The organism is Paenibacillus sp. R-74696 (genome assembly GCF_055814915.1).
This window is the reverse complement of record NZ_JBPULM010000034.1, coordinates 1-25,803: the sequence shown is the minus strand read 5'-3', so window position 1 is coordinate 25,803 and position 25,803 is coordinate 1. Positions and strand designations below refer to the sequence as shown.

The window sequence follows — 25,803 nt, the reverse complement described above, 5'->3', positions numbered from 1 at the left end:
AATGGACCAAGGGGCTTCTTTTTATGCTTATGCAGCAGCAATGGCGCGAGTATATGCGATTACCCCAGCAGCGGCAGCAATTCCTCTAAATGCTTGATTTCATATGTAGGCACAATTTCATCCGAGCGAACAGCGCCATGGCGATTAATCCATACCGAATCCATTCCAATCGTATTAGCACCCAGAATATCCGTTGTCAATTTGTCCCCAACCATAACGCCCTGCTCCGGTTCAATGCCCAGGTTCTCCAGCGCATGGCGGAAAATCGAAGCTGCCGGCTTGCCTTCTCCGAAAGCGCCAGAAATAATGATGTGATCAAAATAAGGAGCAAGCTGTGGAACGCCTGTAAGCTTCTCCTGCTGCAAATCCGGAGAACCGTTCGTCAGCAGCAGCAGCTTATATTTGCCCTTTAGCGCATCTAGCAGTCGGAACGTTTCATCATAAACGATCGGGCGCGCTCTACGCTCTGCTGGAAACTGCTCAGCCAGTCTGGCACCAAGCTCTTGATCGTCAACGCCAAGTGCTTTAAGTCCTTTCGTCCATGCTTCACGACGATAAGTTGGTGCAAGCTGCTCCAGCTTTCTGAACTCTTCCTGCTCTCCCTCACGGAAGTTGGCCCATAGGCCTTCGAAAGGATTAATTCCGATCATTTTCGTAAAAGGGAACGTTTCATACGATTCATATAGGCTGCGAGCCTCCTTGCGGACAGCTTCCTCCAACTCTACCGCATCTACGCCCGCTGCTTCCGCACCTGCTTGACAGGTCGCATCAAATGCTTCTTGCACACTGCGGTCATCCCATAGCAGCGTGTCATCCAAATCAAATAATACCGCTAGCTTTGCCATTGTTCACAGACTCTCCTGGTCGATTTATTTTTGTTCGTATGTTATGCCGTTTTCTTTGGCAAACTGCTCTAATTTCGCGCTGATTTCATCCGTTGGATACCGATGAAATGCTCGTGAAAAAGCCCACGTCGACCCTTTTTGCGGTTCAATCGACACATAGCCAGGCTGTACGCGAATCGTCTTGATCGCTTCTGCACCTAGACGCTTGTCGCCGGTCAGCTTGCGAGTTTGAACATAGTTTTTACCGATTGTAATATACGGGCGCCGCAGGAAAAACACAATTGCCAGAAATACATAACAGCCAATCGTCACACCCAGCAAGGTGTCGAATTTAAATTGCGGGTCCATTTGTGCAAGAATAACGTACATGGCAATAAACAGTAGGAGCAAAATCGGCGCAATATAGCTGCGGCCAACAAAACGATCTGACTGGGGTCCAGCAGGCTTAAAGCTCGGACCGCCTTGTTTTTTGCGATTTTTGTTAATTTGATTCGTATTTCGGCGCACTTTGCGCTCCCATGTACGTGACAAAATCGTTCCTCCTTATTTGCTGCCTCACAAAATCAAGCTTTATCGATATAGTTTGACAAGTGATGCAGACTGACACTGTTTATCTATAGCTTTCACTGCACTCTGTTAAAACGGGCGTTTGAATTTTGCAATAAAACGATTCGGATAGTCTTCGGCAAGCGCACTGACATCGTCCAGACGATTCCATACCTCTTCTGGCATCGACCAGCCGACAGCTCCCATATTATCCTCATATTGTGCAAGCGTACTGGCTCCAAAGATTGGGGACGTAATGCCTTCCCTCTGCAGCAGCCAATTTAATGAAACTTGAGCAGGTGTTTTATCAAGCTCCTTGGCAGCCGCTACTACAGCATCCAAAACAGCAAAATTGTGCTCACTTGCCCGATTTGCCCAAGCGCTTTCGCCTACTTTGCTAGTCAATCTGCCCTCCGTCGGCTCAGTGCGATCATACCTGCCCGTCAGAAAACCGCCACCAAGCGGAGCCCATGGTATAACACCCACGTTTTCTTCCAGACAAAGCGACATCATTTCGCGATCCATCTGACGGCTGACAAGGCTATATTGAGGCTGCAGCGAAACAAAGCGTACATAACGATTAGCATCGCTCCAAGCTAAGGATTTCATAAGCTGCCACGCAAAAAAGTTGGAGCAGCCGATATAACGCACCTTGCCTGATGTGACAAGGTCATCGAGCGTCCGCAGCGTCTCTTCAATCGGTGTAGCATGATCCCATACATGAACCTGATACAAGTCAATGTAGTCGGTTTGCAGTCGCTTAAGGCTCGCTTCAACGCCGTCCATAATATGCTTGCGGGACAAGCCTACTCCATTAATATCAGGCGATGTTGTCATTCTAACTTTCGTCGCAACGACCATCTCCGAACGACGCCCTTTAATGGCTTTCCCAACAATCTCTTCAGAGCGTCCGCTTACATAAACGTTAGCCGTATCTAAAAAATTACCGCCTCGTTCCACAAAACGATTGATCATTTCAAGCGAATCCTGTTCATTCGTTGTATTGCCAAACGTCATTGTTCCAAGACAAAGTTCAGAAACAGCCAGTCCACTACGTCCAAGCAATTGGTATTTCATAAATAAAGCCCGCCTCTCCCATTAAGATGATTAATGCTGTGGCTTCTCGTCTTCCGCTTCATTCTCTTCATCTTCTACGAACTTAATCGTATCAAGCTGCTGGCGAAAATTACTTTTAAACTGCTCCATATATTTACTGCGCAGCTCAGCCCGTTCCGTCAGTTCCTCGGGCGTCAAACCGATCGTTTTATTTTTACGGGATAATTCATTAATTCTTGCAATAAGCTCTTCCATTGGTTGCTCACCTCACTTGCTGTACTTTTCCCAAACTCTTTCTACTTTGACATTACCAATACGCTGTTGTCAAGGTGAAACGGCTGTCGCCGTCCTTTGGCGGCGCAGCGCGTTTCAGTCCGAGAAATATAGAGAAAGGATGAGAAAATCATATACTTTCCTATATTTCAAGAAAATGGGTGTATAATTAAATACAGAATAGATCGTACAACGATAATGCTATCATTGTTCCGATCTATTCTGTATTTTAGATAGCGTATTGGCACTTTCTGAGTTCCAAAGTTCAGCTATATGATTTCTATCAAGCAGACACCGTTCTATACAATTCTATACCATAGAGATATGTTGCTTAACGACACTAGGACGAAGGAATGACCAGCTTCTGCCCAGGCCATATATCTGGTGACGACAGCTGGTTGCGCTCCCGTATTTGAAAGACGGACCAACGTATATCATCAGAACTGTCCGAATATTTACGTGCAATCTCCCATAATGTATCGCCTTGTGCGACTACTACCGTCTGCTCTCCAGCAGACGCTGGTGCAACATGATTCACTGAAGCTTCTGTACGCACCAATAAAAAACCAGAAAACAATACAATAAACAGGGCCAAACACACTGCCAACTTCAAAGCGTAGTTGCTAACTGCAGCCATGTTGATTTGAGATTTCATCTTTGCCACCTTAACAGGCGCTTTCTCTGAAAAAATAGATTGATAGGATTCTGGATAAATGATCATTGCCCTCACTCCCAAACGTTTGTTCTGTTTTGATATTAACACGAACATTTGTTTGTGGTCAACATACAATGCGAACTTTTGTTTTTAGGAACTTATGTTTGTACGAACGGCGGTTCCATGTTATAATTTGAGAAATAAATACTCATATTGCGCTTCGAATGCAGTGCCTGAATCAAAGTTTCAATCAAAAATCTTGTCGCACTCATCATGGAGTGCGTGAACTGGAGTGATCATGTTGTCCAAAGCTTCCAATCGCCAGCAGTCGATTCTGGAATTTATAAAGAACGAAGTTCGCGAGAAGGGTTATCCGCCTTCCGTACGTGAAATTGGAGAAGCAGTTGGACTTGCTTCAAGCTCAACCGTACATGGTCATCTGGACCGTCTGGAGAAGAAAGGACTTATCCGCCGCGATCCGACTAAGCCACGTGCTATCGAGATTTTGGACCAGGAAGATGTCGACGGAATTATACGCCCTGCTGTTACCCATGTACCGATCGTCGGTAAAGTTACTGCAGGTGTGCCGATTACCGCTACCGAGAATATTGAAGAATATTTCCCAATCTCTTCCCATTATGTAGGTGATGATGATGTATTCATTCTTAATGTCATTGGAGAGAGCATGATTGAAGCAGGCATACATAACGGCGACTACGTTATTGTGCGCCAGCAGCAAACCGCTACTAACGGTGATATTGTGGTCGCTATGACAGAGCACGATGAAGCAACGGTCAAAACCTTCTACCGCGAGAAGGATCATATCCGTCTCCAACCTGAGAACGTAACAATGGAACCTATTCGCCTGAAGAATGTTACGATTTTAGGCAAAGTCATTGGCTTGTTCCGGGATTTCCATTAATCGTTTATATTTCATACTCTTCATACATGAAGAAAGCTGCATCCTTGCCCGTATAAGAAACGGGCTGGATGCAGCTTTTTTATTTAGGCAGAGGATTTTTTCCAGCTCTCGATCTTCCTACTCAGACTGCTTCGGTATGACGACACTTAGGAAAACTTGAACAACCCAAAAACTCTCCACGTGCACTTTTACGACGAACTAATGGCTGTCCACATTTTGCACATTCTACACCTTTTCTTATTTGCTTCATAATCATTTTCTCTGTATTGTTTTGTTCTGTGTTGGCATGTGGTATTGGAATCGATGAATCGGCTTTGATCTTCAAAATCATTTCAATGAGCTCTGCTCGATCAATAAGCCGAACCGCATTTGATTTGGCTAATGTGACTGCAGCTTCAGTATATCCACTATTGGAAATGACCCATGCCTCACTTGCCGAATAATGTGCGATAGAAGCCTGTGCTTCTTGAACGGCCTTAATTCCAACATTTTTACTATAACGTTTAGCTTGAACAACCACCCTTTGTGCATCTTTTGTTATAACAAGATCTGCCCCGAAATCACCTGCTGCCTGCGTCACTGTTACCCTGTAGCCATGAGCCTCTAGAAGATGTCCAAGATATTTCTCAAACTGTCGGCCCTCCATCTTATCTATTTCTGCGATACCGGAGCGTTTAAGCTGTTCGTTACGTTTGCGAGCGATGGATATTGCTACAATTGCATATATCATCATAAGAAGCAGCACAAATGCTTGTACCGGGTCCAATTCCTCTTTCTTCCTTCTACGTTTTGCCATATTTAGAACCCCTTCGCTCAACATAATATACCTTATATCGGCAAACATAATAGGAAATTGTACCTAATTATAAAAATTCTATAAAAATCTTCAGTCTACTCACTTCATTTAACTTTTTTTCATCACCATCAGTAGTGTCGAATCAATAACTAACTACATATAAAAAGGCTGACGCGAGTACTACTGATATCTACATCAGTAATGCTTGCGTCAGCCTTCTCCGAAGTTACATTCGGTTATGGGAACTACTTATGCTATTGTTTCATCATACATTCATTCGATGCTGTGAATCTGATCGAACCCAGCGAGGAAGAGCTCGGCATTCCGCACTCAACAGTATAGCGAAGTGAAACTAGTTCCCGTTCGCTGAACTGTGAGACGAGATATAATGCGGCTTTATCTCCCCGCTGCATGGAACTCGATCATTGCTGCTTAATATCTCTGTCTCTATAATGATATTCGTTTCCCTCTGTTTTACATTTTTAATATAACACAGGATACTTATATTTTTTGTCGTTTTTTGTCGAATTACTTACACGTTCGATACTAGTGCCGATTTTTATTGACATAATAATGAAAATGTGTATTAAAAAAGAGCTAACCCATTTCTGGATTTAGCTCTTTTTTAGTAAATGTTCTACTAAAGGCAATTTCCCCTTAGCTACATTTGCTGTGTAACCACCTTCGAAATGCGCAGTTATGGCGTAAAATGTTTTAGTAACCTCTATAATATGCTGTACGTTCACGAGGTTGTTAACATCCAGTGCAACAAATCCCAGTGGCAAAAATATTTGTTTACATGCTTCTAGTGTCGTTATAAATGTAAAAAGGCCCTTAGTGGTATGGAATCTCGGAATATGATAGTTTTTTTTGGGCTGAAATATATCTACAAAAAAAACTTCACCTAATTTGAATGTATCAAATTGCTCTCCATCGATTTCCCCATCGTAAATTCGTTGTCCTAAAATCTCAGTCGTTAGATCCATATGATAATCACTCTACTTACGAAGTTCTTTCGGGATTGGTTGAGCCCCAATGAACCCTTTCCGGTTTCCAGTTGCGACGGAACGTTCAGCGTCTTTTTGCAGTTTCTCTGCAATTTTACGCGCTAATTTTTGCATCATATTCAACACCTCCATCCCTTTGATGAATAATTACCAATACCATCTGAGCGAAGAAAGCTAACGCAATAACATCTGATTGAAAAAATATATTTGACAAAATGAGCAACAAAGGTAAATTCCTTTCACTGCCTCCACTCCAGCAAATCAATAACGTTAAACTCAACAATATCAATATTATCATGACCGTGCCACTTAAGACAATATGTGGAATAATAGATAAAAGAAAAGTTGAGACAACCACACACGTTGTAAGAGACTTGAAATGAAAGCCACCAGTAAACTTTCTAAGTATCCAAAAAGCCACTAGACCGATTAATGACGGTATAAAAGATTCTGTTGCAATTCCAATTATCAATGTGACTACGATTATAGTCGCAGAACAAATCCGATTCCCCAAAGAAAATGCCATCACTTCTACAGACACGTCGCCTTTAGGATCTAACCTTTTTATAAATAGCGCCATTTTTTGTGATATAAATTCTATCATCTTCTGATTCCCTCCTTCTAGAGAGGAAATACAGGGTGCCAAGTATCAATAATACCAAGGGGTACGCGTACAAGGCTGCATCGTAATGAACGGTCAAATATAAGGATGTCGTGATTATTGCCACTGCAGCCAATGTGGATACGGCAAGCATTCCATTCGTTCCGGTGAATAGCTTCTCCTTGCGGCTTAAGTCATGCGGAGGAATGACAATGAAAGTAAATCCGTAATTAAACAATGATAGTAGCCATCCGACCATCAACGAAGCGGCATCTGTGAAAAATTGAATCGCAATAACCCCGTTGCCTCCCGTATTTTGAGCAACAACATCGCTAACACCTAGTGCAGTCACAGCAAAATAGATCGGAAACTGTATGCATACATAGGCAGCATATCCTACTGCTACCATCAAACCAGAATAAACAAGTCTGATTTTAAGAGAATACCGAAAAAACGCTGCAAAGATTAAAAATTGCCCAAATATATCTATGTAGGGAGATAAGCCAAGAACAACCCGGACGACATATGACCAACAGGCGACTCCAACACATATGAAAAGGATATTCCATTTATATGCTGCAAGTGGCTGCCTGTACGATTTAATCATCAATACAACCATCGCAATTGCATCCAATATGCTAAAAAGCAGATAACTCGCTGTCTCCATTTATGGCGCCACCATCTTTTATTTTATTTTGAATTTCGGTTTTTAATTTTAATACATTCATCATTGCATGACCCAACTCTGTTGGCAAGACAGAATTTTAATGTTCTACGAATGTACACGATCATTTCATACATCTCGAAAGACAGCTCCATAGTTGTGATCATATTAGCATAAATATATCTCATACCTGCCGATCTACGGTAAAGGGAAAAGGCATTACCATAAGCATCTCCCTACAGGAAATACCCACTGATAATGCCTCAATGGAATAGAAATAAAGAACCAGTCACCGGAAGATTCCCGGCAACTGGCTGCTTAATCTTTCAAGGTGTTTTGATCCCCGTCTCACAATCAGGGAGTCCAAAGGGATTCCACCTTCTAGAACAATGTCAAATATTGATCTCTTTCCCACTGGTGGACTTGCGTCTTGTACATGTCCCACTCAATTTCTTTCAGCTCGTAGAAGTGAGCCAAAGCGTGCTCTCCGAGCGCACTGCAGATAACATCGCTGCGGAGCAGCTCGTCCAACGCTTCCTTAAGATCAACCGGCAAGCTTGGCACACCGGATTCAATACGCTCTTCCTCAGTCATAATGTAGATGTTGCGGTCTGTTGGAGCTGGAAGAGTCGTTTTGTTCTTGATGCCATCCAGGCCAGCTTTCAGCATAACGGCTAGTGCCAAATATGGATTAGCTGCAGGGTCTGGGTTACGCACTTCAACGCGCGTGCTCAGTCCTCTTGAAGCCGGAATACGGATCATTGGCGAACGGTTGCTTGCAGACCATGCCACATAGCAAGGTGCTTCATAACCGGGTACAAGACGCTTGTACGAGTTGATTGTCGGATTCGTAATAGCAGCCATTGCGCGAGCATGCTCCAAAATACCTGCCATATAATAACGAGCAGTTGCGCTAAGGCCCAGCTTGTCGCTCTCATCATAAAATACGTTGGTGCTGCCTTGGAACAGCGATTGGTGACAGTGCATGCCCGATCCGTTCACGCCGAACAGCGGCTTAGGCATAAATGTAGCGTGCAAGCCATGCTCTCTCGCAATCGTTTTAACAACGAGCTTGAACGTTTGAATTTGGTCAGCGGCTTTAATTGCATCTGCATATTTAAAATCAATTTCATGCTGTCCTGGAGCAACCTCGTGGTGAGATGCTTCGATTTCAAAGCCCATTTCCTCAAGCGTCAATACGATTTCACGGCGACAGTTTTCGCCCAAATCCATAGGAGCAAGGTCAAAATATCCGCCTTGGTCATTCAGTTCCATTGTAGGCTCGCCGCGCTCATCGGTTTTGAACAGGAAAAATTCCGGTTCAGGACCTACGTTCATCGCCGTATAACCCATTTCTTCCGCTTCCTTCAGCGCACGTTTCAGAATACCACGCGGGTCCCCTGCGAACGGTGTGCCGTCAGGCATATAAATATCACAGATCAGACGAGCTACACGATCTTGTGCAACCCATGGGAATACAACCCATGTATCTAAATCAGGGTAAAGGTACATGTCAGATTCTTCAATACGCACATAACCTTCGATGGAAGAGCCGTCAAACATCATTTTATTATCAAGCGCTTTATCCAACTGGCTCATTGGAATTTCAACGTTTTTAATCGTTCCCAGCAAATCTGTAAATTGAAGGCGGATGAATCTTACGTTTTGTTCCTCGGCAATTCTCTTGATATCCACTTTAGTATAGCTCACTAAAAGTCATCTCCCTTGTTTGCTTGATTATAATGGTACGATTGCATCCTAGCGCTTGTGCAAGAAACGCGATAGCTGACCCTGTATAAGCGAGGCCTGACCAGGCCGTTTCTCCAATAGCTGCTGCTTGAGCATGCGGTGAAGCTGGGCATCAGACAGTTCCTTACGCGTAACCTCCGATTGCTCACTAACAATAGTCGCATCTTCGGATTCTTTGGAAACCGGATTCATAACCTGCTTGATTCCAGCTATGTTGACGCCCTTTTCAATTAAAGCTTTAATTTCCAGCAGCCGTTCTACATCATTAAAAGAAAACAATCGCTGGTTCCCAGCCGTCCTAGCCGGTACTATCAAATCATGCTGCTCGTAATAACGAATTTGGCGGGCTGTTAAATCAGTAAGCTTCATTACAATGCCTATTGGAAATAAGGCCATATTTCTACGTATCTCGTCAGCCATATCACATCAACCTTCCAGTCGCTCATTTACATCTATTTTAACGTCCTACCAAGGAAGTGTCAAGTTGTGTGAGGTTTAATTACAATTAATCCTTCAACAACAAGACGCTTCAATGCCGTCAAAATACCGTATTTCGCATGGGCAAACGTAAGCCCACCCTGCATGTAAGCGATATAAGGCTCGCGAATTGGCGCATCTGCAGATAACTCAAGGCTTCCGCCTTGAATAAACGTTCCTGCCGCCATTATGACAGGATGTTCATATCCGGGCATGTCCCATGGCTCTGGTGTAACATGGGAGTCAACTGCCGCTGCCTGTTGAATACCCTGTACAAAAGCAATCAGATGCTCCGCGCTGCCAAATTTGACAGCTTGAATTAAATCCGTTCGCGGCGTATCCCAGTGAGGCTGCGTATCAAATCCAAGCTGCGTGAATAAAGCCGATGCGAGCACGCTGCCTTTAACTGCTTGTCCCACTAAGTGAGGGGCTAGAAACAGCCCTTGGTAAATCGAACGAAGCGTCCCCAGCATGGCGCCTACCTCGCCACCAATGCCCGGAGCAGTCAAGCGATAAGCCGCCGCCTCGACTGCCGCATATGTACCGGCAATATAACCGCCAGTCGAGGCAAGACCGCCTCCAGGATTTTTAATCAATGAACCTGCCATTATATCAACGCCAACCTGGGTCGGCTCCAAAAGCTCGGTAAATTCACCATAGCAATTGTCCACAAACACCAGCACATCAGGCTTAATCTGCTTGACGCGGCTCGTTATTTCACCAATTTGCTGCACAGTAAAAGAAGCACGCCAGCTGTAGCCGCGAGAGCGCTGAATGCCGATTACTTTAGTTTGCGCTGTAATGGCTGCTTCAATTCCTGTCCAGTCAAGTCCTCCGTCTTCCAGCAGAGCCACCTCATTGTATTGGATGCCAAAATCCTGCAAGGAGCCCTTTCCATCGCCCGGCTTGCCGATGACTTTATGCAGCGTATCATATGGCGTGCCCGTCACATACAAAAGTTCGTCTCCTGGTCTTAATACCCCAAATAAGGCGCAGCTAATCGTATGTGTTCCCGACACAAAATGAGGGCGAACGAGCGCCGCCTCTGCACCGAAAATATCGGCATATACCAAATCAAGCACTTCACGCCCACGGTCATTATAGCCATAGCCAGTTGAGCCGCTAAAATGATAATCGCTTACTCGATGCTTCTGGAATGCCTGAATGACCTTCCATTGATTTCGTTCTGCAATGCGGTCAACCGCCTTCATCCGATCGCTTGCAAGCTCCTCTGCTTCCTCAGCAAGCTCCTCAAGCCGTTTCCATACCAAATCTTCTTCATTGCCATTCAGTCCATTGTCAACTCCGCTATTTCCGTTCATTGCTGCTGTAGTCTCTCCCTTTTGTCGATCGGCTCCAAAGCATCCTTAGACGATATAAGGATGCAGACGGTGCCCGTTCACTTCATAATCCTGTTTGCTCAACTGAATCGTCAGACGAAGCAGTTCTCCCTCTTCGCCATCCACTTCTTGCTCAATTACTTCTCCCGTGCGGTAAGCAAGCGCAATTAAATCGCCTCTGGCGGCTGGCAGCGCAAACACAACGGTATCCCCCATAAGCTTTTCTTGAATCGTATCGCAAAGCTGCTTCAAGTCGGCTTCCTTGTATGCGTTGATGATCAGAGAATCTCCACCAGAACGAAGCGTGTAGGCTTCCTCAGGCGAGCAAAGATCGATTTTATTATAAATCGTCAGCGTAGGCTTGCCTGCTGCCCCGAGATCGTTCAAAATGCGATCTACAACGGCCATTTGCTCATCACGCATGGGCGAACTGCTGTCTACGACATGCAGCACTAAGTCCGCCTCGTTCACTTCCTCAAGCGTCGCGCGGAAAGCGGCAACGAGATCGTGAGGAAGATTTTGAATAAAGCCAACCGTATCGGTCAAAATTACTTCTCGGCCGTTAGGCAGCTCAAGTGTGCGTGAAGTTGGGTCTAGCGTGGCGAACAGCTGATTCTCCACGTATACGTCGGCATCCGTCAGCTGACGGAGCAGCGTCGACTTACCCGCATTCGTATAGCCGACCAGCGCAACTTGAATGATGCCGGATTTCTTTCTGCGCTCGCGGTACAAATGCCGATGGCGAACAACTTCATCCAATTGAGCTTTAAGATCAGTGATGCGCCCCCGAATATGGCGCCGATCTGTCTCCAGCTTGGACTCGCCGGGACCGCGTGTACCGATGCCGCCGCCAAGACGCGACAGGTTTTTGCCGTGTCCCGACAAGCGCGGCAGCAAGTAACTGAGCTGAGCCAGCTCAACCTGTATGTTCCCCTCGCGCGTTCCCGCACGCTGGGCAAAAATATCCAAAATAAGCTGCGTCCGGTCTACAATTTTCACATCCAGCATCTCTTCGAGATTGCGTACCTGCGCCCCAGAAAGCTCTTGATCAAAAATAGCGGTTGTCGCACCCATTTCGTCGGCAACCAGACGTAGCTCCTCTGCCTTGCCTTTGCCGATAAACCATTTTGTATCGGGCTTTTCACGGTTTTGTGTTAATGTTGTGAGCACTTCAACGCCTGCCGTTTCGGCAAGCTTAACCAGTTCCTCAAGTGAATGCTCCGGATCGCTGGAGCCGCGTTTAATTTGTTGTGTGACCAAAGTGACCAATATAGCGCGATCCTGAATATCAGTCTGTGTATCGTGCGTCTTTTCTCGCATATGTTTACCCTCTCAATCGTTCTTTGTGCCTCCTATCAAGCTTTCGGCTCCCATTTGAAGTCCTCTGGCCTGATGGTCATCAGCTCCTGCTTTGGCGGTACACCGCTTGCATAATGATTTAGCAGCCGCACCGCCTGATGGCGAATCGCCTTTTCCAATATGTTTCTAACGTATCTTGCATTGCTGAAGGAAAAAATGTCATTTTGCTTCTCCGTCATTAAATGCTGCCTTAACTTAAATATGGACTGCTGAGCCAAATGATAATCACGATCCTTGGACATCAGCTCGGAAATCTGGATTAATTGGTCCACCGAATAGTCAGGAAAATCAATCTGAATCGGGAACCGCGAAGGCAAACCGGGATTCGTCAGTAAGAAATGATCGATCTCGGCCGGATAGCCGGCTAGAATCAACACAAAGTCATTGCGCCGATCCTCCATGCACTTCACAAGCGTATCAATAGCTTCCTTGCCAAAATCCTTTTCCCCGCCTCTAGCAAGGCTGTAAGCCTCATCGACAAACAGCACGCCGCCCATGGCCTTGCGAACCAAATCACGCGTTTTCTGCGCCGTGTGGCCAATGTATTCGCCTACAAGATCTGCACGCTCCACCTCAATCAGATGGCCCTTCGACAGCACGCCCATTTTCTGAAACAGCTTGGCGACGATGCGGGCGATCGTCGTTTTTCCAGTGCCGGGATTGCCTTTGAAAATCATATGATACACATGCGAGCCGCCAAAAAGGCCTGCTTCCGTCCTCATGCGGCTTATATAGAGTAGTGCATAAATTTCATAAATCAGCGTTTTCACATTTTCCATCCCGACCATCGGCTCAAGCTCTTTCTGAATTTCAGCAAAATGGTCGCTCGCAGGCAAAGGCTTCACCGCTGATAGAGACTCGCTTTCAATCAGGGGCGCAGAAGCTGCAACTGCATACGTCTCATGGCTTCTGAGAATAACGTTAATTTGCCTTGAAGGCCTGGGTCCGCTATTAGTGCCCGATTTGACATGTCCGCTCATCTGACGCATCACCTATCCTTCGCACTTGTCGTTAGGAATGAGCGCAAATACATAGCGCTGCATTCAAGCAGAAACCGCTCCCTAGCAGCAGCCTCGCTGCTTGGGCATTGTTCCGCTTTACAAGTGTATTCAGGCATAAACGGTCCTATTAACAGATTTTATAACTATAGCTGTCATATGGTCAGCCTAGCCAGAGCATCAGGGCATCAAGCTTCCATTTCGTGTATGCCAAAACCTCACGCCCCTCAGCATTCCACGGCTTCAACACCTGTGAAGGCGTACCAGCAGCCTCAACCGATGTGTAGTTCAAAAATTTCGCAATTTCAAATGCTCTAGGCGCATGAAATTGATGGGTAATAATTAGAGCGCTCGCAAAACCTTCGCGCTCCATAATGGTTTTGCTAAACAGCAGATTCTCATATGTGCTTGTCGATTGATCCTCCAGCAGCACCTTCTCCTCTGGAATGCCTTTATCGACCAAATACGTCTTCATTCCCGCCGCCTCTGTGACAACTGCGCCTCCTGCATCAAGACCGCCGCTCATAATGAGCTTGTCCACCTTGCCCTGCTCATATAGCTTATACGCAAAGTTTAGACGCTCTTTAAGTGCTGGACTTGGCACATTGTCCCAAAGCGCGGCACCGAGCACAATACCGACCTCTGCTTTCTTGCTCTCTTTAGCAGCATCATAGCTGTTAATGACCCATAACGCATAACCACACCAGAAAACCCCAGCAACCGTACACCATGCCAGCATACGAAACAGGAGCAGCCCCGGACGCTTATTCGTCCGCCGCTTGCGCCGGCTGCTCCCTGTCCTTAGCATTTGCTTCATGACTCGCTTAACTCCCCTGTCTTCTCCGCCAAGCTTTTGCGATGCTTCAAGCTTAGCGTAAAATAACGGAAACGCCCATTGCGGATATTGGAAAGCAGTCTGCCGGCTGTCTTGCGTGCCATAGCAGCCTCCTTGCCAGTAACATCGCCCTGACGCAGCGCATCCTCAAGCTCATCCTCATCGAGCAGAAATACTTCTCCGCTTGGCAGCACAACTACATCAAGGAACAGATCATCGAACCAGGGAACCTGTTGATCCGTCAGTCCCTGAGTCTTGCAAATGTCAATGTACCACTGTACAACACGGCCCTTGTCATCAAACATCGTCGTCACGACGAAATGCTCGCCACGAGGAAAATGCTGCATCCACAAATAGCCACGATCGGCCAGACACAGCCGACGTCCGTTGTACTCTTTCCAAAGCGGCTCACGCAATTCGTGAATGCGGTAAAAGGTTACCAAGCCTCGGAACTCATCATTGTCCAGCGTGATGCAAGAGTAGCTCTTGCGCAAAATGCGACGCCAGTTCGCACGGTCAGAAAATTTTCGTTTCATACGGAACGTACCTTTCCGTTGAGATAAGCCCTGAAGCAACGGCTTTCGATGGTAAAGGATAGCTTTGTAAAAAGCTTACCATAACCAGCCGCGCATCTCCACCCGACTTGAAAAATAAACCAAGCTCCGCCTTTCCCAAACTGCAAAATCGCCGCCCCGGTGACGGGACGGCGATAGCAGAGCTACTTTTCCTCGATGACTATATTTTGAATAATGATATCTTCAAGCGGCTCATTATTGTCAACTGGCGTCTTCGCTATATCAGCCACCGTATCCATGCCGCTTATGACTTTTCCGAAAATCGAATAGTTCGGGTTCTGATTCAGATTCTCGGAGCCGGAGCCTGTGCAAATGAAAAATTGGCTGCCGCCTGTATTCGGCTTTCCAGCATTGGCCATTGCAACTATACCGGGCTCATATTTAATTTCCGTGTCCAGCTCGTCCGGAATCGAATAGCCAGGTGTCCCAACGCCATTGCCTTGCGGATCACCGCCCTGAATCATAAATGATTCAATAATGCGATGAAACGTCAAACCGTCATAGAAGCCATGGCGCGCCAGAAAAACAAAGTTATTTACCGTTATAGGCGCTTCATTAGCGTACAGCTTCACAGTAAAATTCCCTTTATTCGTTGTAAATACGGCGGTATACGATTTATTGAGATCCAGCTCCATCTCCGGCATGCGCTCCCAGCGCATCACCTTCTCGGCATTGCCGGATTCCGCCGTAGTTCCTTGACTGGTCAAGCTCCCTTTCGCTCCACAGCCGGCAAGCAATGTCATTATGAGGAGTGCCATTAGAAAAGCACTGCATACCGTCCACTGTTTCCTGCTCATTCTTGTAACCAGCTCCTTACGTATTGCCGCTTGCTACCCGGCTTCGTTAGTCGTTCCATCCCCTTGGGCGGGATCCGGCGTCGCGTTCGCCGGATTGTCCTCGCCACCTGCATTGCCGCCATTTTGCCAGCCTTCCTCTACCGGAGGGCTAGCAGGGTTATCCGTTGGCTCGGGACTAACTGTCCCTGGGTCAATGGTTTCAACCGGAGGCGTCTCCGTGCCCGGCGTCGGGGTTGGCGTCATGCCGCTGTCAGGACTGAAGGATGGCAGTTCAATTTCACCTTCATCTGGATCAATGGAGTCCATCGGGACGTCTGGAACATCAATAACCGTTTCGGGAATTTGTACGGTTATCGTCTCGGACTGCTTGCTAGTCAGGTTATTTTCCGCATCGATCGCTACGACATAATAGTCATACGTCATGCCTGGTGCTACTGACATATCATCAACCGTTGTACCAGCAGCATCAACAAACAAGCTGAAGTCTGCTTGGTCCATCGCTTTGCGATAAACCTTATACGAAATGTTGCTGCTAGCTGCACCTTGCCATGACAAAGCAACTTTCATTTGCTCTGGAACAAACACAGCATTAAAATTCGTTACTGCACCTACATCTTTAACTGGCTCTTTCACGCCCTGCGGCTTCTTAAAGCTGGACTTCGGCATGTCTGCCATCGCCTGCTTCATTACCTTGGAGAACATGGCAGCCGACTGGGCACTGCTCTTCTTGAGCACATGCTGCTCATCCGTTCGATCGTACCCCATCCATACGGCGGCAGTCCACTCCGGCGTGTAGCCTACAAACCAAGCGTCACGGTTTGCGCTGGAGTTAAAGCCTGGAATACCATGCTGTGTCGTACCCGTCTTGCCGGCGACGGGGCGATCTATTGCCGCACCAGTTCCCGTACCGCCAGATTGGACAACCGTCTGCAGCATTTCCGTCATGTACCAAGCGCTATCAGCATTCATAACTTGCTCAGTTGACGGAGCTTTGTAAGTATAGACAGCCGTATTGCTGCTCGTCGTAATTTCTCTAATCGTATGTGAATCAACGGTTTGGCCGCTGTTGGCAAAAGTACTGTAAGCCGTCGCCATCTGCAGCGGTGTAACACCTTCCGTCAATCCGCCGAGCGCAATCGCAAGATTGCGATCCTGGTCGCTCAGTTCAAAACCAAGCTTTGTCGCAAATTTCACACCGTTGCTAACGCCAATTTCATTCAGCGTCCATACGGCAGGCAAGTTGCGGGAATGCTTAACCGCCTCCTGCATCGTAATCGGCGTTGCGCCTCTTGAATCTTTAGGGCAATAGTTGCCGAAGCAGGTTTTATCATTTTTCAGAACGGTCCATGGAAAATATTGACCGGTTTCCAGTGCCGGGCCGTAAGAAGTAATCGGCTTGAACGCTGATCCCGGCTGCCGCGGCAATTCCACGCGATTCAAGCCTTTGCGTTCGTAATCACGGCCGCCTGCGATAGCCTGGATGGCCCCGTCCCGATGGTCGATAATGACCATTGCTCCCTGAACCTTCTTGTCGTCAACGCTTTCCTCAAAGTTGGAATCGTCGGCAAATTCTTTTTCGACGACTGTTTGCGCTGTTGGATTGAGCGTCGTATAGATCCGGTATCCGCCGATGCGCAGGTCCGTTTCGGTCATATCCGGCATAACTCTCAATGCTTCTTCTACTGCGTAGTCAACGAACGCTTTATAAGGCTCGTCCTTGCTTTGTTCTACTGTAGGCGGAGTCACATAATCGACGGCCTTCGCCTCATCCATTTCGTCCTTCGTAATGTAGCCCTGATCATACATCAACTGAAGCACAACTCCGCGGCGCGCCTTGGAGCCTTCCGCATCATTTACCGGATTGTAGCGGCTTGGCGCTTTTGGCATTCCGGCAAGCGTAGCCATTTGCCATAGCTTCAAGTCCTTCAGCTCGCTGTTGAAATAATATTTTGCAGCTCCCTTGACACCGTAAACCCCTTTGCCAAAGTAAATCCGATTTAAATAAAGCGTCAATATTTCTTCCTTCGTCTTGTTGTTTTCCAAAGCTACGGCAATGGATGCTTCCGTCGCTTTCCGGAACAACGTTTTATCCGAGGATAAAAACATATTTTTAGCTAGCTGCTGAGTAATCGTACTTCCGCCCTCAACCGCGCTGCGAGCGATAATGTCCTTGACGAGTGCCCTTCCAATCGCAAAAAAGTCGATGCCAGCATGCTCGTAAAAACGCTGATCCTCCGTCGCTACAAGGGCATTCATCATTTCCTTCGGAATTTCATCATATTCGGCAATTTCACGATTTTCTTCTGCTGTGGACAATCGCGAAATTTCATCTCCATTCGCATCGTAAACAATGGATGCTTCGCCCATAACCATCATATCGGCTCTTTCCTTAAGCATTCGCTCACCGTTCAAAATAATAAGCGAATACCCGATGATACCGCACACGATAGCAATAACTACAGTGAAAAACAACAGGAAAAACCACGTTTTCCCCGACATTCTTCTTTTCTTCTTAGGTCTCGTTTTCTTCTCAGGTTGTGTTCTTTGCCTGCGATCAGCCATTGTGACTCCCCTCCTGCGCTTCTTCCTAGAAGCTGTCTGTCTTCTTATTTATACCCCCGGAATGAAAAGGACAACCCCTGTTAAAGCGGGCTGCCCTTTCCTTCCGCTATCTAGTTAAACGCAGAACGCTATTAGAAAGTTTCACTAATGGCGTGCGCCTTACGAGTCAGAGCTGCTGTTGTCCTGCATGAGAGATACATTTCGCTGCGGAGTAAACGTCGAAATGGCATGCTTGTACACCATTTGTTGACGGCCTTCGCTGTCAATAATAATGGTGAAGTTGTCAAACGCTTTAATAACGCCCCGGATTTGGAACCCGTTCATCAGGAAAACTGTAACAGGAATGTTATCTTTACGCAATTGGTTCAAGAACGTATCTTGAATGTTGATGGATTTGTTCATTGGACGTTACCTCCGTCTACTAATGATTGAATAGAAGTATATTCAAGATGGACTTGAAACTTTCCTGCTATTATACCATGAATCCGATGTAAATTGTTGTGAAAATTTTCCCCCATATCGATCCATTCGATATCTTTCATGTGACGAAACCATGACAATTGGCGCTTGGCAAAGCGTCTCGTGTCCCGTTTAAGCAAAGTTACCGCAGCCTCAAGCGTACATTCTCCCCGTAAAAATGACGCTATTTCCTTATAGCCGAGTCCCTGCATAGCTACTGCATGAGGCGGAACGCCGCGCGAAAGCAGCGCCTTCACTTCCTCAACCAGCCCCTGCTCCAGCATCTGGTCAATTCTCAGCTCAATCCGGCGGTACAGCTCCGCCCGATCCATCGTCAGCCCGACGATACACAATTCGTACGGGGATTCTTTTTTCTGACCCTCGAGCTGCTCAGATTGCTTGATGCCTGTTAAATGAAACACTTCAAGCGCACGTATAACGCGCCTTTGGTCATTTGGATGCAGGCGCTCCGCGGACTTTGGATCAATGAGCGCGAGCCTCGCATGCAGCGCCTCGGCGCCGTGCGCTAAAGCGAACTGCTCCTGCTCCTGGCGAAAGGCCTCATCAGAGCCGCTCTCTGAAAATTCAAAGCCATAGCACACGGCTTCCACATAGAGGCCCGTGCCGCCAACGATGAAGGGCAGCTTCCCTTTAGCAGCAATCTCTTCAATGCTGCTTCCGCAGCCCGCCTGAAAGTCTGCCACCGAATAGGGGTCATCCGGATCGCGAATATCAATTAAATGATGCGGGATGCCCTCGCGCTCTTCCAGAGGAAGCTTCGCTGTTCCGATGTCCATGCCGCGATAAACCTGCATCGAATCGCCCGAGATGATTTCCGCCTGCCAAGCTTTGGCCAGCTCCAGGCTTAAATTGGTTTTGCCTACTGCCGTAGGGCCAATTAATACGAGCAAGGGCTGCTTTTTGCCCAGCGCGGTTACCCGCTTATTCTCTTGTTCTGGCAACCTCTATCACTCCATAAGCAATTTTTGAAGAATGTAAATGCCGCCGCTCAAAGCCGAGTCTTGCAAACTCCTCGCTATGGCGATGCTCCTTAAGCACGACGGTTTTGCGCGCCACTCGCAGCGCTTCGGCCACTGCCTCGGAAGACAAGGCGCTGTCATTGACCAATTGGCGCAGCGGCTGAATCGAGCTCGACTCATGAATCGGCTGCCGGAACATCGGGTCAAAATACACAACGTCGACGCTTTGATCCGGCAGCTGCCGCAAATAGTCCAGATGGTTCATGCTGAGCATGCGAATTCTGCGCATCGCCGCATCCACATCAGCAAGCCCCGATTCATAGACGGCAAGCCCTTCACGCACCAAGGCGCATAGCACCTGCTCGCTTTCAATAGCGGTAACTTGTCCGGATGTGCCCGCCGCATAAGCGAATACGAGAGAATCAGAGGCAAGTCCAGCTGTACAATCTACAACTGTATCGCCTTCCTCGCAGCGGGAGAGCATGATGAGCGGATCTGTTTCTCCCCTTCGAAGCCGCTTGACTCTTACAAAAGCCATGCTAGGGTGAAAAAATAACGGCGTATCCGTCTGTCCTTCATAATACCTGACTTCGCGATCCGTCACAACAAACAGGCGAATCTCGGCCATCTCGGCGCCGATTTGCCGCAGCGTCATTCTCCCCCTCACCCGATAAGGAACAGAGAGTTCACCTGCAATTCTTCTCGCCTTGGCTACCGTCGCCTCAGACGGACGATCGGCGGTCGTTACGATCATGACATCACCCGCTTAAACATTTTTTCAAGCTGATAGGTGGACATATGCACAACTATCGGGCGTCCATGCGGACAGGTATACGGTTGATGGCATGCTCCAAGCCTTGAGAGCAGCGCTTCGCCCTCTTCCCGCGTAAGCCTGTCATTGGCTTTAATCGATGCTTTGCACGAACACATAATGGCAGCCTTCTCGCGCAGCTTGGCAATATTGATCGATTTGCGCTCGGAGAGCAGCAGATCCGCCATTTCTTCAATAATGTCCTTCTCCTCGCCATCCGGCAGCCACTGCGGATAGGCCCGAACAAGAAACGTTTGGGAGCCAAATGGCTCAAGCTCGACGCCCGCTTCATTAAATAACGGCAGCATGCCGCGCAGTTGCTCTGCCTCACCCGGCGTAAACTCCAGCGTAAGCGGCACTAGCAGCTGCTGGCTTGCAGCCTCGGGCATGCCAAACTTGGCATAATAATATTCATAATTGATTCGCTCATGCGCCGCATGCTGGTCAATTAAATACAGTCCTTCCTCCGATTGTGCCACAATATACGTGCCATGCAGCTGGCCAATCCAATGCAGCTCGGGAAAACCCGCTTCATTCGCTGCTGAAGGCTGCTCCGGAGCTGCTGGCGCTTGGCTGCCTTGTCCAAGATTCATGTCGGGCAAGGAGGCCGTATGAACAGAGGCAGCAGCTTCACTGCTTAAATCGGCAGTTGCTGCCCCTATGCCTTCCAATCCGTTGCCGGGCTCGTTTCCGTCTGCGACAGTCTGCGAGCTAGCCATGCTAGCCGCGTCTTGACGAATCCAGGAAGGCTCGGCTGGAAGCGGAGCGTCTTGGCTTTGCGACGGCGAACGATTCGCCGTAACACCTCCATGGGGATGCTTTGCTTCAGAGACAATGTTCTCCCATGCTGCGCCTGCTTCGCGCGCCATACCATTTCCAGTCTGGGCAGGCTTGTACAAACGTTCCGCCGCATCCTTCGGCACAAATTCTCTGGAAGCACCTTGTCCAAATGGGGAATAAGGGGCTTGCGCAATCGTCTTGTCCCCTTTGCTGCCTCCCGCTGGTGAAGACGGTGCTTTGGACTCCGGACGATGAAAGGACATGGCTCCCTGAACGAATACCGGACCGGACCTTTTCTGGTTATGTATAGAATCCGGGCCTGGAATGTGACGCTCCTTGCCAAGTGCAGCCTGTATAGCCGACTCAACGAGCGTCCGCAGCTCTGCTTCCTTGCTGAAGCGAACCTCCATTTTGGAAGGATGTACGTTTACATCAAGCAGGCTCGGATGCATGCCAATTTCAATAATCGCAAGCGGAAAACGATTAATCGGCAGCAGCGTATGATATGCCTGAAGCATCGCCTGATTAACCGCATGGCTACGAATATACCGCCCATTCACAATGACGGTTATGCCATTGCGATTCGACCGTGTCAGCTCAGGCTTGGAAATATAGCCTAACAGCTCATAATCCGGGCTTTCGCCTTGTATCGCCATCATTGCCTTGGCCGTATTCGAGCCGTAAATAGCAGCGATTACTTGCAGACGGTCGCCTGTACCAAGCGTTCGCAGCAGCGTATTGCCATTGTGCTTAAGTGTAAAAGCGATGCCGGGATGCGCAAGCGCAATACGGTAAATATAATCTGAAATATGTCCAAGCTCGGTTTGCACCGCCTTCATATATTTCAACCGGGCAGGCGTATTGTAAAACAAGTCGCGCACCGTCATATCCGTACCTTGCGGCGTAGCAGCCGGAATGCTGGCCGTTATCGTTCCGCCTTCGATGGACAGCTTATGGCCTAAGCCGGTCTGTCCGGTAGAAGACAAACATTCCAGCCGAGAAACGGCCGCGATACTTGGCAGCGCCTCGCCGCGAAAGCCTAGGCTTGCGATGCGGAACAAGTCGCTGCTCGTGGCAATTTTGCTTGTGGCATGGCGCTGGAATGCCGTTTCAATTTCTTCGGCAGGAATGCCGGAGCCATTGTCAATAACACGAATAAGGTTCAAGCCGCCCTCTTCCACTGTGATGTCGATTGTGGAGCTGCCGGCATCGACAGCATTTTCGACCAGCTCCTTAATAACAGAAGCAGGCCTTTCTACCACTTCGCCTGCGGCAATCTGATTCGCGAGTTGCTCGTCCAGCACAAGAATTTTACCCATTTGTATGCTCCTCCTTCCCACGCGGACTTGCCGCTTCTAGTCGTTCATTTTGCGTTTCATATCACCCAGCCACTGCATCGCCTGCATCGGCGTCATATTATATAGGTCAAGCTTGCGCAGTTGATCAGCAAGCTGCTCGGATTTGGCATTTCCTTTACGGCGGCCCGAATCAGCCTGCGCGGCAGCTGGTTCATCCCAAATGGACAGCTGGATGGCCGCAGCAGTTTCACGTACGCCAGCATTCGATGCTTGGGTGGCCGAATGATCTGTTTCGGAGGAATTGCTGTTATAGGCATGTTCAGTTGCATTGGATAAAGCAGCACCAGACTGTATAGCTTCATACAATTGTTCCTGGCCTGGTTCAACATAAGGAGCTTGCTGCTCAGCCGTTGGACTCTCTGTACTAGCAACAGCACCTGTGCTCACCTTGCTGCTCGCATTCGTTTCAACCACTGCTTCCGAAACTTCCAATAGCTCATAGGAGCGGGAAATAATGGACTCTGGCAAGCCTGCCAGCTTCGCGCAATAAATGCCGTAGCTCGTTCCGGCTGCGCCAGGTATCAGCTTACGCAAAAAGGTAACATGATCGCCGCTTTCTTGTACCGCCATACAAGCATTGGTCAGCAGCGGCAAGGAATCCTCCAAATGCGACAGCTCATGAAAATGGGTCGATACGAGCGCTTTACAGCGAATTTGATGATGCACATATTCAATAACCGCTTGGGCAATGGCCATGCCTTCGCCCGTAGAAGTGCCGCGTCCCAGCTCGTCAATAATGACAAGGCTGTTCTCCGTCGCCTTCTCGGTCATAATTTGAATATCCTTCATCTCGACCATGAACGTACTTTGCCCGCCAATCAGGTCGTCCGCCGCGCCAATCCGCGTGAAAATCCGGTCAGTCAGTGGAATTTGTGCCGATTTTGCCGGAACAAAGCAGCCGATTTGCGCCATAATGCCAATCAATGCGACTTGGCGCATGTAGGTGCTTTTGCCTGCCATATTCGGCCCCGTAATAAGCAGCATCGTGTTATGTTCTTTATGAAGCTGCGTTGCATTAGCGATGAACGCTGCCCCATTTTCCATAACGGCCTCAACAACAGGGTGCCTGCCTTCTTCAATAACCATATCGAACGAATCGGTAATTGATGGGCGGGTAAATCTGCGCTCTGCGCTGACCGTCGCAAATGCCTGATACACATCAAGCTCGGCTATGACCTCGGCAAGGAGCTGTAGACGGTGAAGCTGCCCTGCTAAATGCTCGCGCAGCTCCAGAAAACGTTCATATTCGAGATCGACCATTTTCTCCTCAGCTTCAAGAATAAGACGTTCCTTCTCCTTCAGCTCAGGCGTTACGAATCGCTCAGCATTGGAAAGCGTCTGTTTTCTTTCATAGCGGCCTTCCGGCAGCATCGCGAGATTGGCTTTGGAAACCTCAAGATAATAACCGAATATTTTATTGTAGCCGATTTTGAGCGAGCGAATGCCGGTTGCTTCGCGTTCCGCACGCTCCAGCTCAGCGAGCCATTTTTTACCATTAGTGCTAGCTTCCTTAAGCTGGTCCAAATAATCATCGTAGCCAGCACGAATAAGTCCGCCTTCGCGAATCGAGACTGGCGGCTCGTCTACGACCACCGTCTCAATCATATCTGCCAAATCGGCGCAATCATCCAATCCGTCAATCAGCTGCACCAGCCGCTGCGAGCCCGAGTCTCTACATAGCTGGACTAGCTGAGGAACGCGCTGAATGGACGTTTTAAGGGCATTCATGTCGCGTCCATTGGCACTGCCAAACGCCACTCTGCCGACCAAACGCTCCAGATCATAAATATCATGCAGCTCAGAGCGAATATCATCGCGCAAAATCAAATTCCGATACAAAGTATCAACGGCCTCCAGCCTTGCTTCGATCGCGGTGCGCGAAAGCAGAGGCTTGTCGATCCAGCGGCGCATCAGCCTTGCACCCATTGAGGTTTGGCTGCGGTCGAGCAGCCAGAGCAGCGAGCCTTTCTTCGAGCGGTCGCGCACGGTCTCGGTCAGCTCCAGGTTTCGGCGGGTATAATGATCTAGAATCATATATTGACCCGGCTCATAGCTGCGGATTGCGCGAACATGACCGAGTGAACGTTTTTGCGTATCATCCAAATAGCCAATCAGCAGGTTCACGGCACGCAAGCATGCTTCATTCAGCTGTACAAGCTCCTGCCTGCCGAACTGGTCGAGCAGCTTTTGCTCCGGCACGAGCTCGCGCTTCGTCAGCAATATTGGGCGATTCCAAGCATTTGAAGCTTGAAGCTTGCCGAGCAATTCCTCATCACCAACAATTTCAGCGGGCTGATAGACGTTAATTTCATCAATCAGCGCTTCCATCTGGAGCGGGAACGAAGTGACGTACAGCTCTCCCGTGGATAAGTCGCAGGAGGAGATCGATACTTTCCCATTTAATAGGGCAACTGCTGAAATAAAATTATTCGTTTTATCGGAGAGTGCCTTCGACTCCATGACCGTTCCCGGTGTAATGACCTGAACAATTTCACGTCGTACGACGCCCTTGGCAGCAGCTGGATCCTCAACCTGCTCGCAAATGGCAACCTTGTACCCTTTTTCAACGAGTCTTGCGATATAGTTTTGCGCAGAATGATAGGGTACGCCGCACATTGGAATTTTTTCAGTGCCGCCGCCTTCTCTTCCGGTTAGTGTAATTTCAAGCTCTCGCGAGGCCGCAATCGCATCTTCAAAAAACATTTCATAGAAATCGCCCAGACGAAAAAAAAGAAACGCATCCTTCGCTTCTTCTTTAATCGCTAGGTATTGCATAATCATCGGGGTATAGCTTGCCACTGTTGCCCCTCCTTTATTTTTGTAAGCGAACGCGGGCGTTCGCAATCTAGGTTTATCGTATGATCAGAGCCGTAAATTCCGCCAAATCTCCGAAATTCTAATCAAGCAACTTTCTACTATTATATCAAGCGTTGGCTTGCCGCGCCAACTTGTCTATTTTTCCGGGTGTGCATTAAGGGAGAAAAGCCGGGGGAGTATGCACAGTAAAGTGAGAAGTAACGGGAGAAATAAAGCGGGAAGTAACGCGGTGAAAAGAGGGAAATGGCCTGTTTGCTTGGCATACAAGCCATTTTGAAAGTGCAGGGAAGCCCTATTGTTGAACACGTGTGAAAAATAGGGCGATCTGAAAAAAAGAACGAATATGCCTCGTATGCTTGGAGGACTTACTTGTTAAAAAAGAGCTCCCCGCTTTGCCGCTTCGATAACTGCCAGCGCGTAGGTTGGATATAATGTCAGCTTCGTTGGCTTCCATTATAGAACTGAGATGAGGCATGCAATAGACATTAAATATTAATGACTAAAGACTAAAGATTAAGGATTAAGGATTAAGGATTAAGTA

25 protein-coding genes are annotated in these 25,803 nt (G+C 48.0%); 1 reads left to right on the top strand and 24 read right to left on the bottom strand.

Annotated features, from left to right (window positions below; genetic code table 11):
• Positions 1–59: 59 nt before the first annotated feature.
• The 5 genes from ACSR9A_RS16980 to ACSR9A_RS16960 form a co-directional block, all read right to left on the bottom strand.
• Positions 60–845, bottom strand: coding sequence for an HAD family hydrolase (locus ACSR9A_RS16980; RefSeq protein ID WP_473758471.1), 786 nt, complete (start codon positions 843–845; stop codon positions 60–62).
• A gap of 24 nt (positions 846–869) precedes the next feature.
• Positions 870–1,376, bottom strand: coding sequence for a hypothetical protein (locus tag ACSR9A_RS16975; protein WP_341277881.1), 507 nt, complete (start codon positions 1,374–1,376; stop codon positions 870–872).
• Between the two features lie 105 nt (positions 1,377–1,481).
• Complete coding sequence (locus ACSR9A_RS16970) at positions 1,482–2,468, bottom strand: aldo/keto reductase (RefSeq protein ID WP_473758469.1); 987 nt, start codon at positions 2,466–2,468, stop codon at positions 1,482–1,484.
• Between the two features lie 30 nt (positions 2,469–2,498).
• Positions 2,499–2,702, bottom strand: coding sequence for a DUF896 domain-containing protein (locus ACSR9A_RS16965; RefSeq protein ID WP_341277883.1), 204 nt, complete (start codon positions 2,700–2,702; stop codon positions 2,499–2,501).
• A gap of 358 nt (positions 2,703–3,060) precedes the next feature.
• Complete coding sequence (locus tag ACSR9A_RS16960; RefSeq protein WP_473758468.1) at positions 3,061–3,441, bottom strand: LysM peptidoglycan-binding domain-containing protein; 381 nt, start codon at positions 3,439–3,441, stop codon at positions 3,061–3,063.
• 235 nt (positions 3,442–3,676) lie between these two features.
• Here ACSR9A_RS16960 and lexA point away from each other — a divergent pair, with 235 nt between their 5' ends.
• On the top strand, positions 3,677–4,297 hold the full coding sequence (lexA, locus tag ACSR9A_RS16955) for a transcriptional repressor LexA (protein WP_046232543.1): 621 nt from the start codon (positions 3,677–3,679) through the stop codon (positions 4,295–4,297).
• A 121-nt stretch (positions 4,298–4,418) separates the two neighbouring features.
• Here lexA and ACSR9A_RS16950 read toward each other — a convergent pair whose 3' ends face one another.
• From ACSR9A_RS16950 to mutS, 19 genes are all read right to left on the bottom strand, one after another.
• A complete protein-coding gene (locus ACSR9A_RS16950; RefSeq protein ID WP_473758466.1) occupies positions 4,419–5,093 on the bottom strand; it encodes a restriction endonuclease in 675 nt (224 codons plus the stop codon).
• A 614-nt stretch (positions 5,094–5,707) separates the two neighbouring features.
• On the bottom strand, positions 5,708–6,079 hold the full coding sequence (locus ACSR9A_RS16945; RefSeq protein ID WP_341277885.1) for a dipeptidyl aminopeptidase: 372 nt from the start codon (positions 6,077–6,079) through the stop codon (positions 5,708–5,710).
• A 12-nt stretch (positions 6,080–6,091) separates the two neighbouring features.
• Entirely contained in the window at positions 6,092–6,217 is a 126-nt protein-coding gene (locus tag ACSR9A_RS16940; RefSeq protein ID WP_341277886.1) for a hypothetical protein, read from the bottom strand.
• Complete coding sequence (locus tag ACSR9A_RS16935; RefSeq protein WP_473758464.1) at positions 6,195–6,704, bottom strand: accessory gene regulator B family protein; 510 nt, start codon at positions 6,702–6,704, stop codon at positions 6,195–6,197. The genes ACSR9A_RS16940 and ACSR9A_RS16935 overlap by 23 nt, the downstream gene beginning before the upstream one ends.
• On the bottom strand, positions 6,649–7,368 hold the full coding sequence (locus ACSR9A_RS16930; RefSeq protein ID WP_473758463.1) for a hypothetical protein: 720 nt from the start codon (positions 7,366–7,368) through the stop codon (positions 6,649–6,651). Before ACSR9A_RS16930 ends, ACSR9A_RS16935 begins: the two co-directional genes overlap by 56 nt.
• Before the next feature lie 378 nt (positions 7,369–7,746).
• The gene (gene glnA, locus ACSR9A_RS16925; protein WP_473758462.1) at positions 7,747–9,075 is read right to left on the bottom strand and encodes a type I glutamate--ammonia ligase; all 1,329 of its coding nucleotides are present in this window, start codon (positions 9,073–9,075) and stop codon (positions 7,747–7,749) included.
• A gap of 48 nt (positions 9,076–9,123) precedes the next feature.
• Complete coding sequence (locus ACSR9A_RS16920; RefSeq protein ID WP_473758460.1) at positions 9,124–9,534, bottom strand: MerR family transcriptional regulator; 411 nt, start codon at positions 9,532–9,534, stop codon at positions 9,124–9,126.
• 59 nt (positions 9,535–9,593) lie between these two features.
• Positions 9,594–10,913, bottom strand: a complete 1,320-nt coding sequence (locus ACSR9A_RS16915) for a methionine gamma-lyase family protein (RefSeq protein ID WP_473758459.1) — start codon at positions 10,911–10,913, stop codon at positions 9,594–9,596.
• A gap of 45 nt (positions 10,914–10,958) precedes the next feature.
• On the bottom strand, positions 10,959–12,251 hold the full coding sequence (gene hflX / locus ACSR9A_RS16910) for a GTPase HflX (RefSeq protein ID WP_473758457.1): 1,293 nt from the start codon (positions 12,249–12,251) through the stop codon (positions 10,959–10,961).
• A gap of 35 nt (positions 12,252–12,286) precedes the next feature.
• Positions 12,287–13,270, bottom strand: a complete 984-nt coding sequence (locus ACSR9A_RS16905; RefSeq protein WP_473758455.1) for an AAA family ATPase — start codon at positions 13,268–13,270, stop codon at positions 12,287–12,289.
• 181 nt (positions 13,271–13,451) lie between these two features.
• Positions 13,452–14,105: a YdcF family protein gene (locus ACSR9A_RS16900; protein ID WP_473758454.1), complete on the bottom strand. Its 654-nt coding sequence runs from the start codon at positions 14,103–14,105 to the stop codon at positions 13,452–13,454.
• Positions 14,102–14,659 (bottom strand): ribonuclease FAU-1 family protein, encoded by a 558-nt coding sequence (locus tag ACSR9A_RS16895; protein ID WP_056028063.1) that lies wholly within the window; start codon positions 14,657–14,659, stop codon positions 14,102–14,104. Before ACSR9A_RS16895 ends, ACSR9A_RS16900 begins: the two co-directional genes overlap by 4 nt.
• A 182-nt stretch (positions 14,660–14,841) precedes the next feature.
• Positions 14,842–15,495: a peptidylprolyl isomerase gene (locus ACSR9A_RS16890; RefSeq protein ID WP_473758452.1), complete on the bottom strand. Its 654-nt coding sequence runs from the start codon at positions 15,493–15,495 to the stop codon at positions 14,842–14,844.
• Between the two features lie 33 nt (positions 15,496–15,528).
• Positions 15,529–18,057 (bottom strand): transglycosylase domain-containing protein, encoded by a 2,529-nt coding sequence (locus tag ACSR9A_RS16885; RefSeq protein WP_473758450.1) that lies wholly within the window; start codon positions 18,055–18,057, stop codon positions 15,529–15,531.
• Between the two features lie 159 nt (positions 18,058–18,216).
• Entirely contained in the window at positions 18,217–18,459 is a 243-nt protein-coding gene (gene hfq / locus ACSR9A_RS16880; protein WP_056028072.1) for an RNA chaperone Hfq, read from the bottom strand.
• The gene (gene miaA, locus ACSR9A_RS16875; RefSeq protein ID WP_473758449.1) at positions 18,456–19,478 is read right to left on the bottom strand and encodes a tRNA (adenosine(37)-N6)-dimethylallyltransferase MiaA; all 1,023 of its coding nucleotides are present in this window, start codon (positions 19,476–19,478) and stop codon (positions 18,456–18,458) included. The genes hfq and miaA overlap by 4 nt, the downstream gene beginning before the upstream one ends.
• On the bottom strand, positions 19,459–20,250 hold the full coding sequence (locus tag ACSR9A_RS16870; protein ID WP_473758447.1) for a class I SAM-dependent methyltransferase: 792 nt from the start codon (positions 20,248–20,250) through the stop codon (positions 19,459–19,461). Before ACSR9A_RS16870 ends, miaA begins: the two co-directional genes overlap by 20 nt.
• Entirely contained in the window at positions 20,247–22,406 is a 2,160-nt protein-coding gene (gene mutL, locus ACSR9A_RS16865) for a DNA mismatch repair endonuclease MutL (protein ID WP_473758446.1), read from the bottom strand. Before mutL ends, ACSR9A_RS16870 begins: the two co-directional genes overlap by 4 nt.
• Positions 22,407–22,442: 36 nt before the next feature.
• Entirely contained in the window at positions 22,443–25,244 is a 2,802-nt protein-coding gene (gene mutS / locus ACSR9A_RS16860) for a DNA mismatch repair protein MutS (protein WP_473758444.1), read from the bottom strand.
• Between the last annotated feature and the right edge of the window lie 559 nt (positions 25,245–25,803).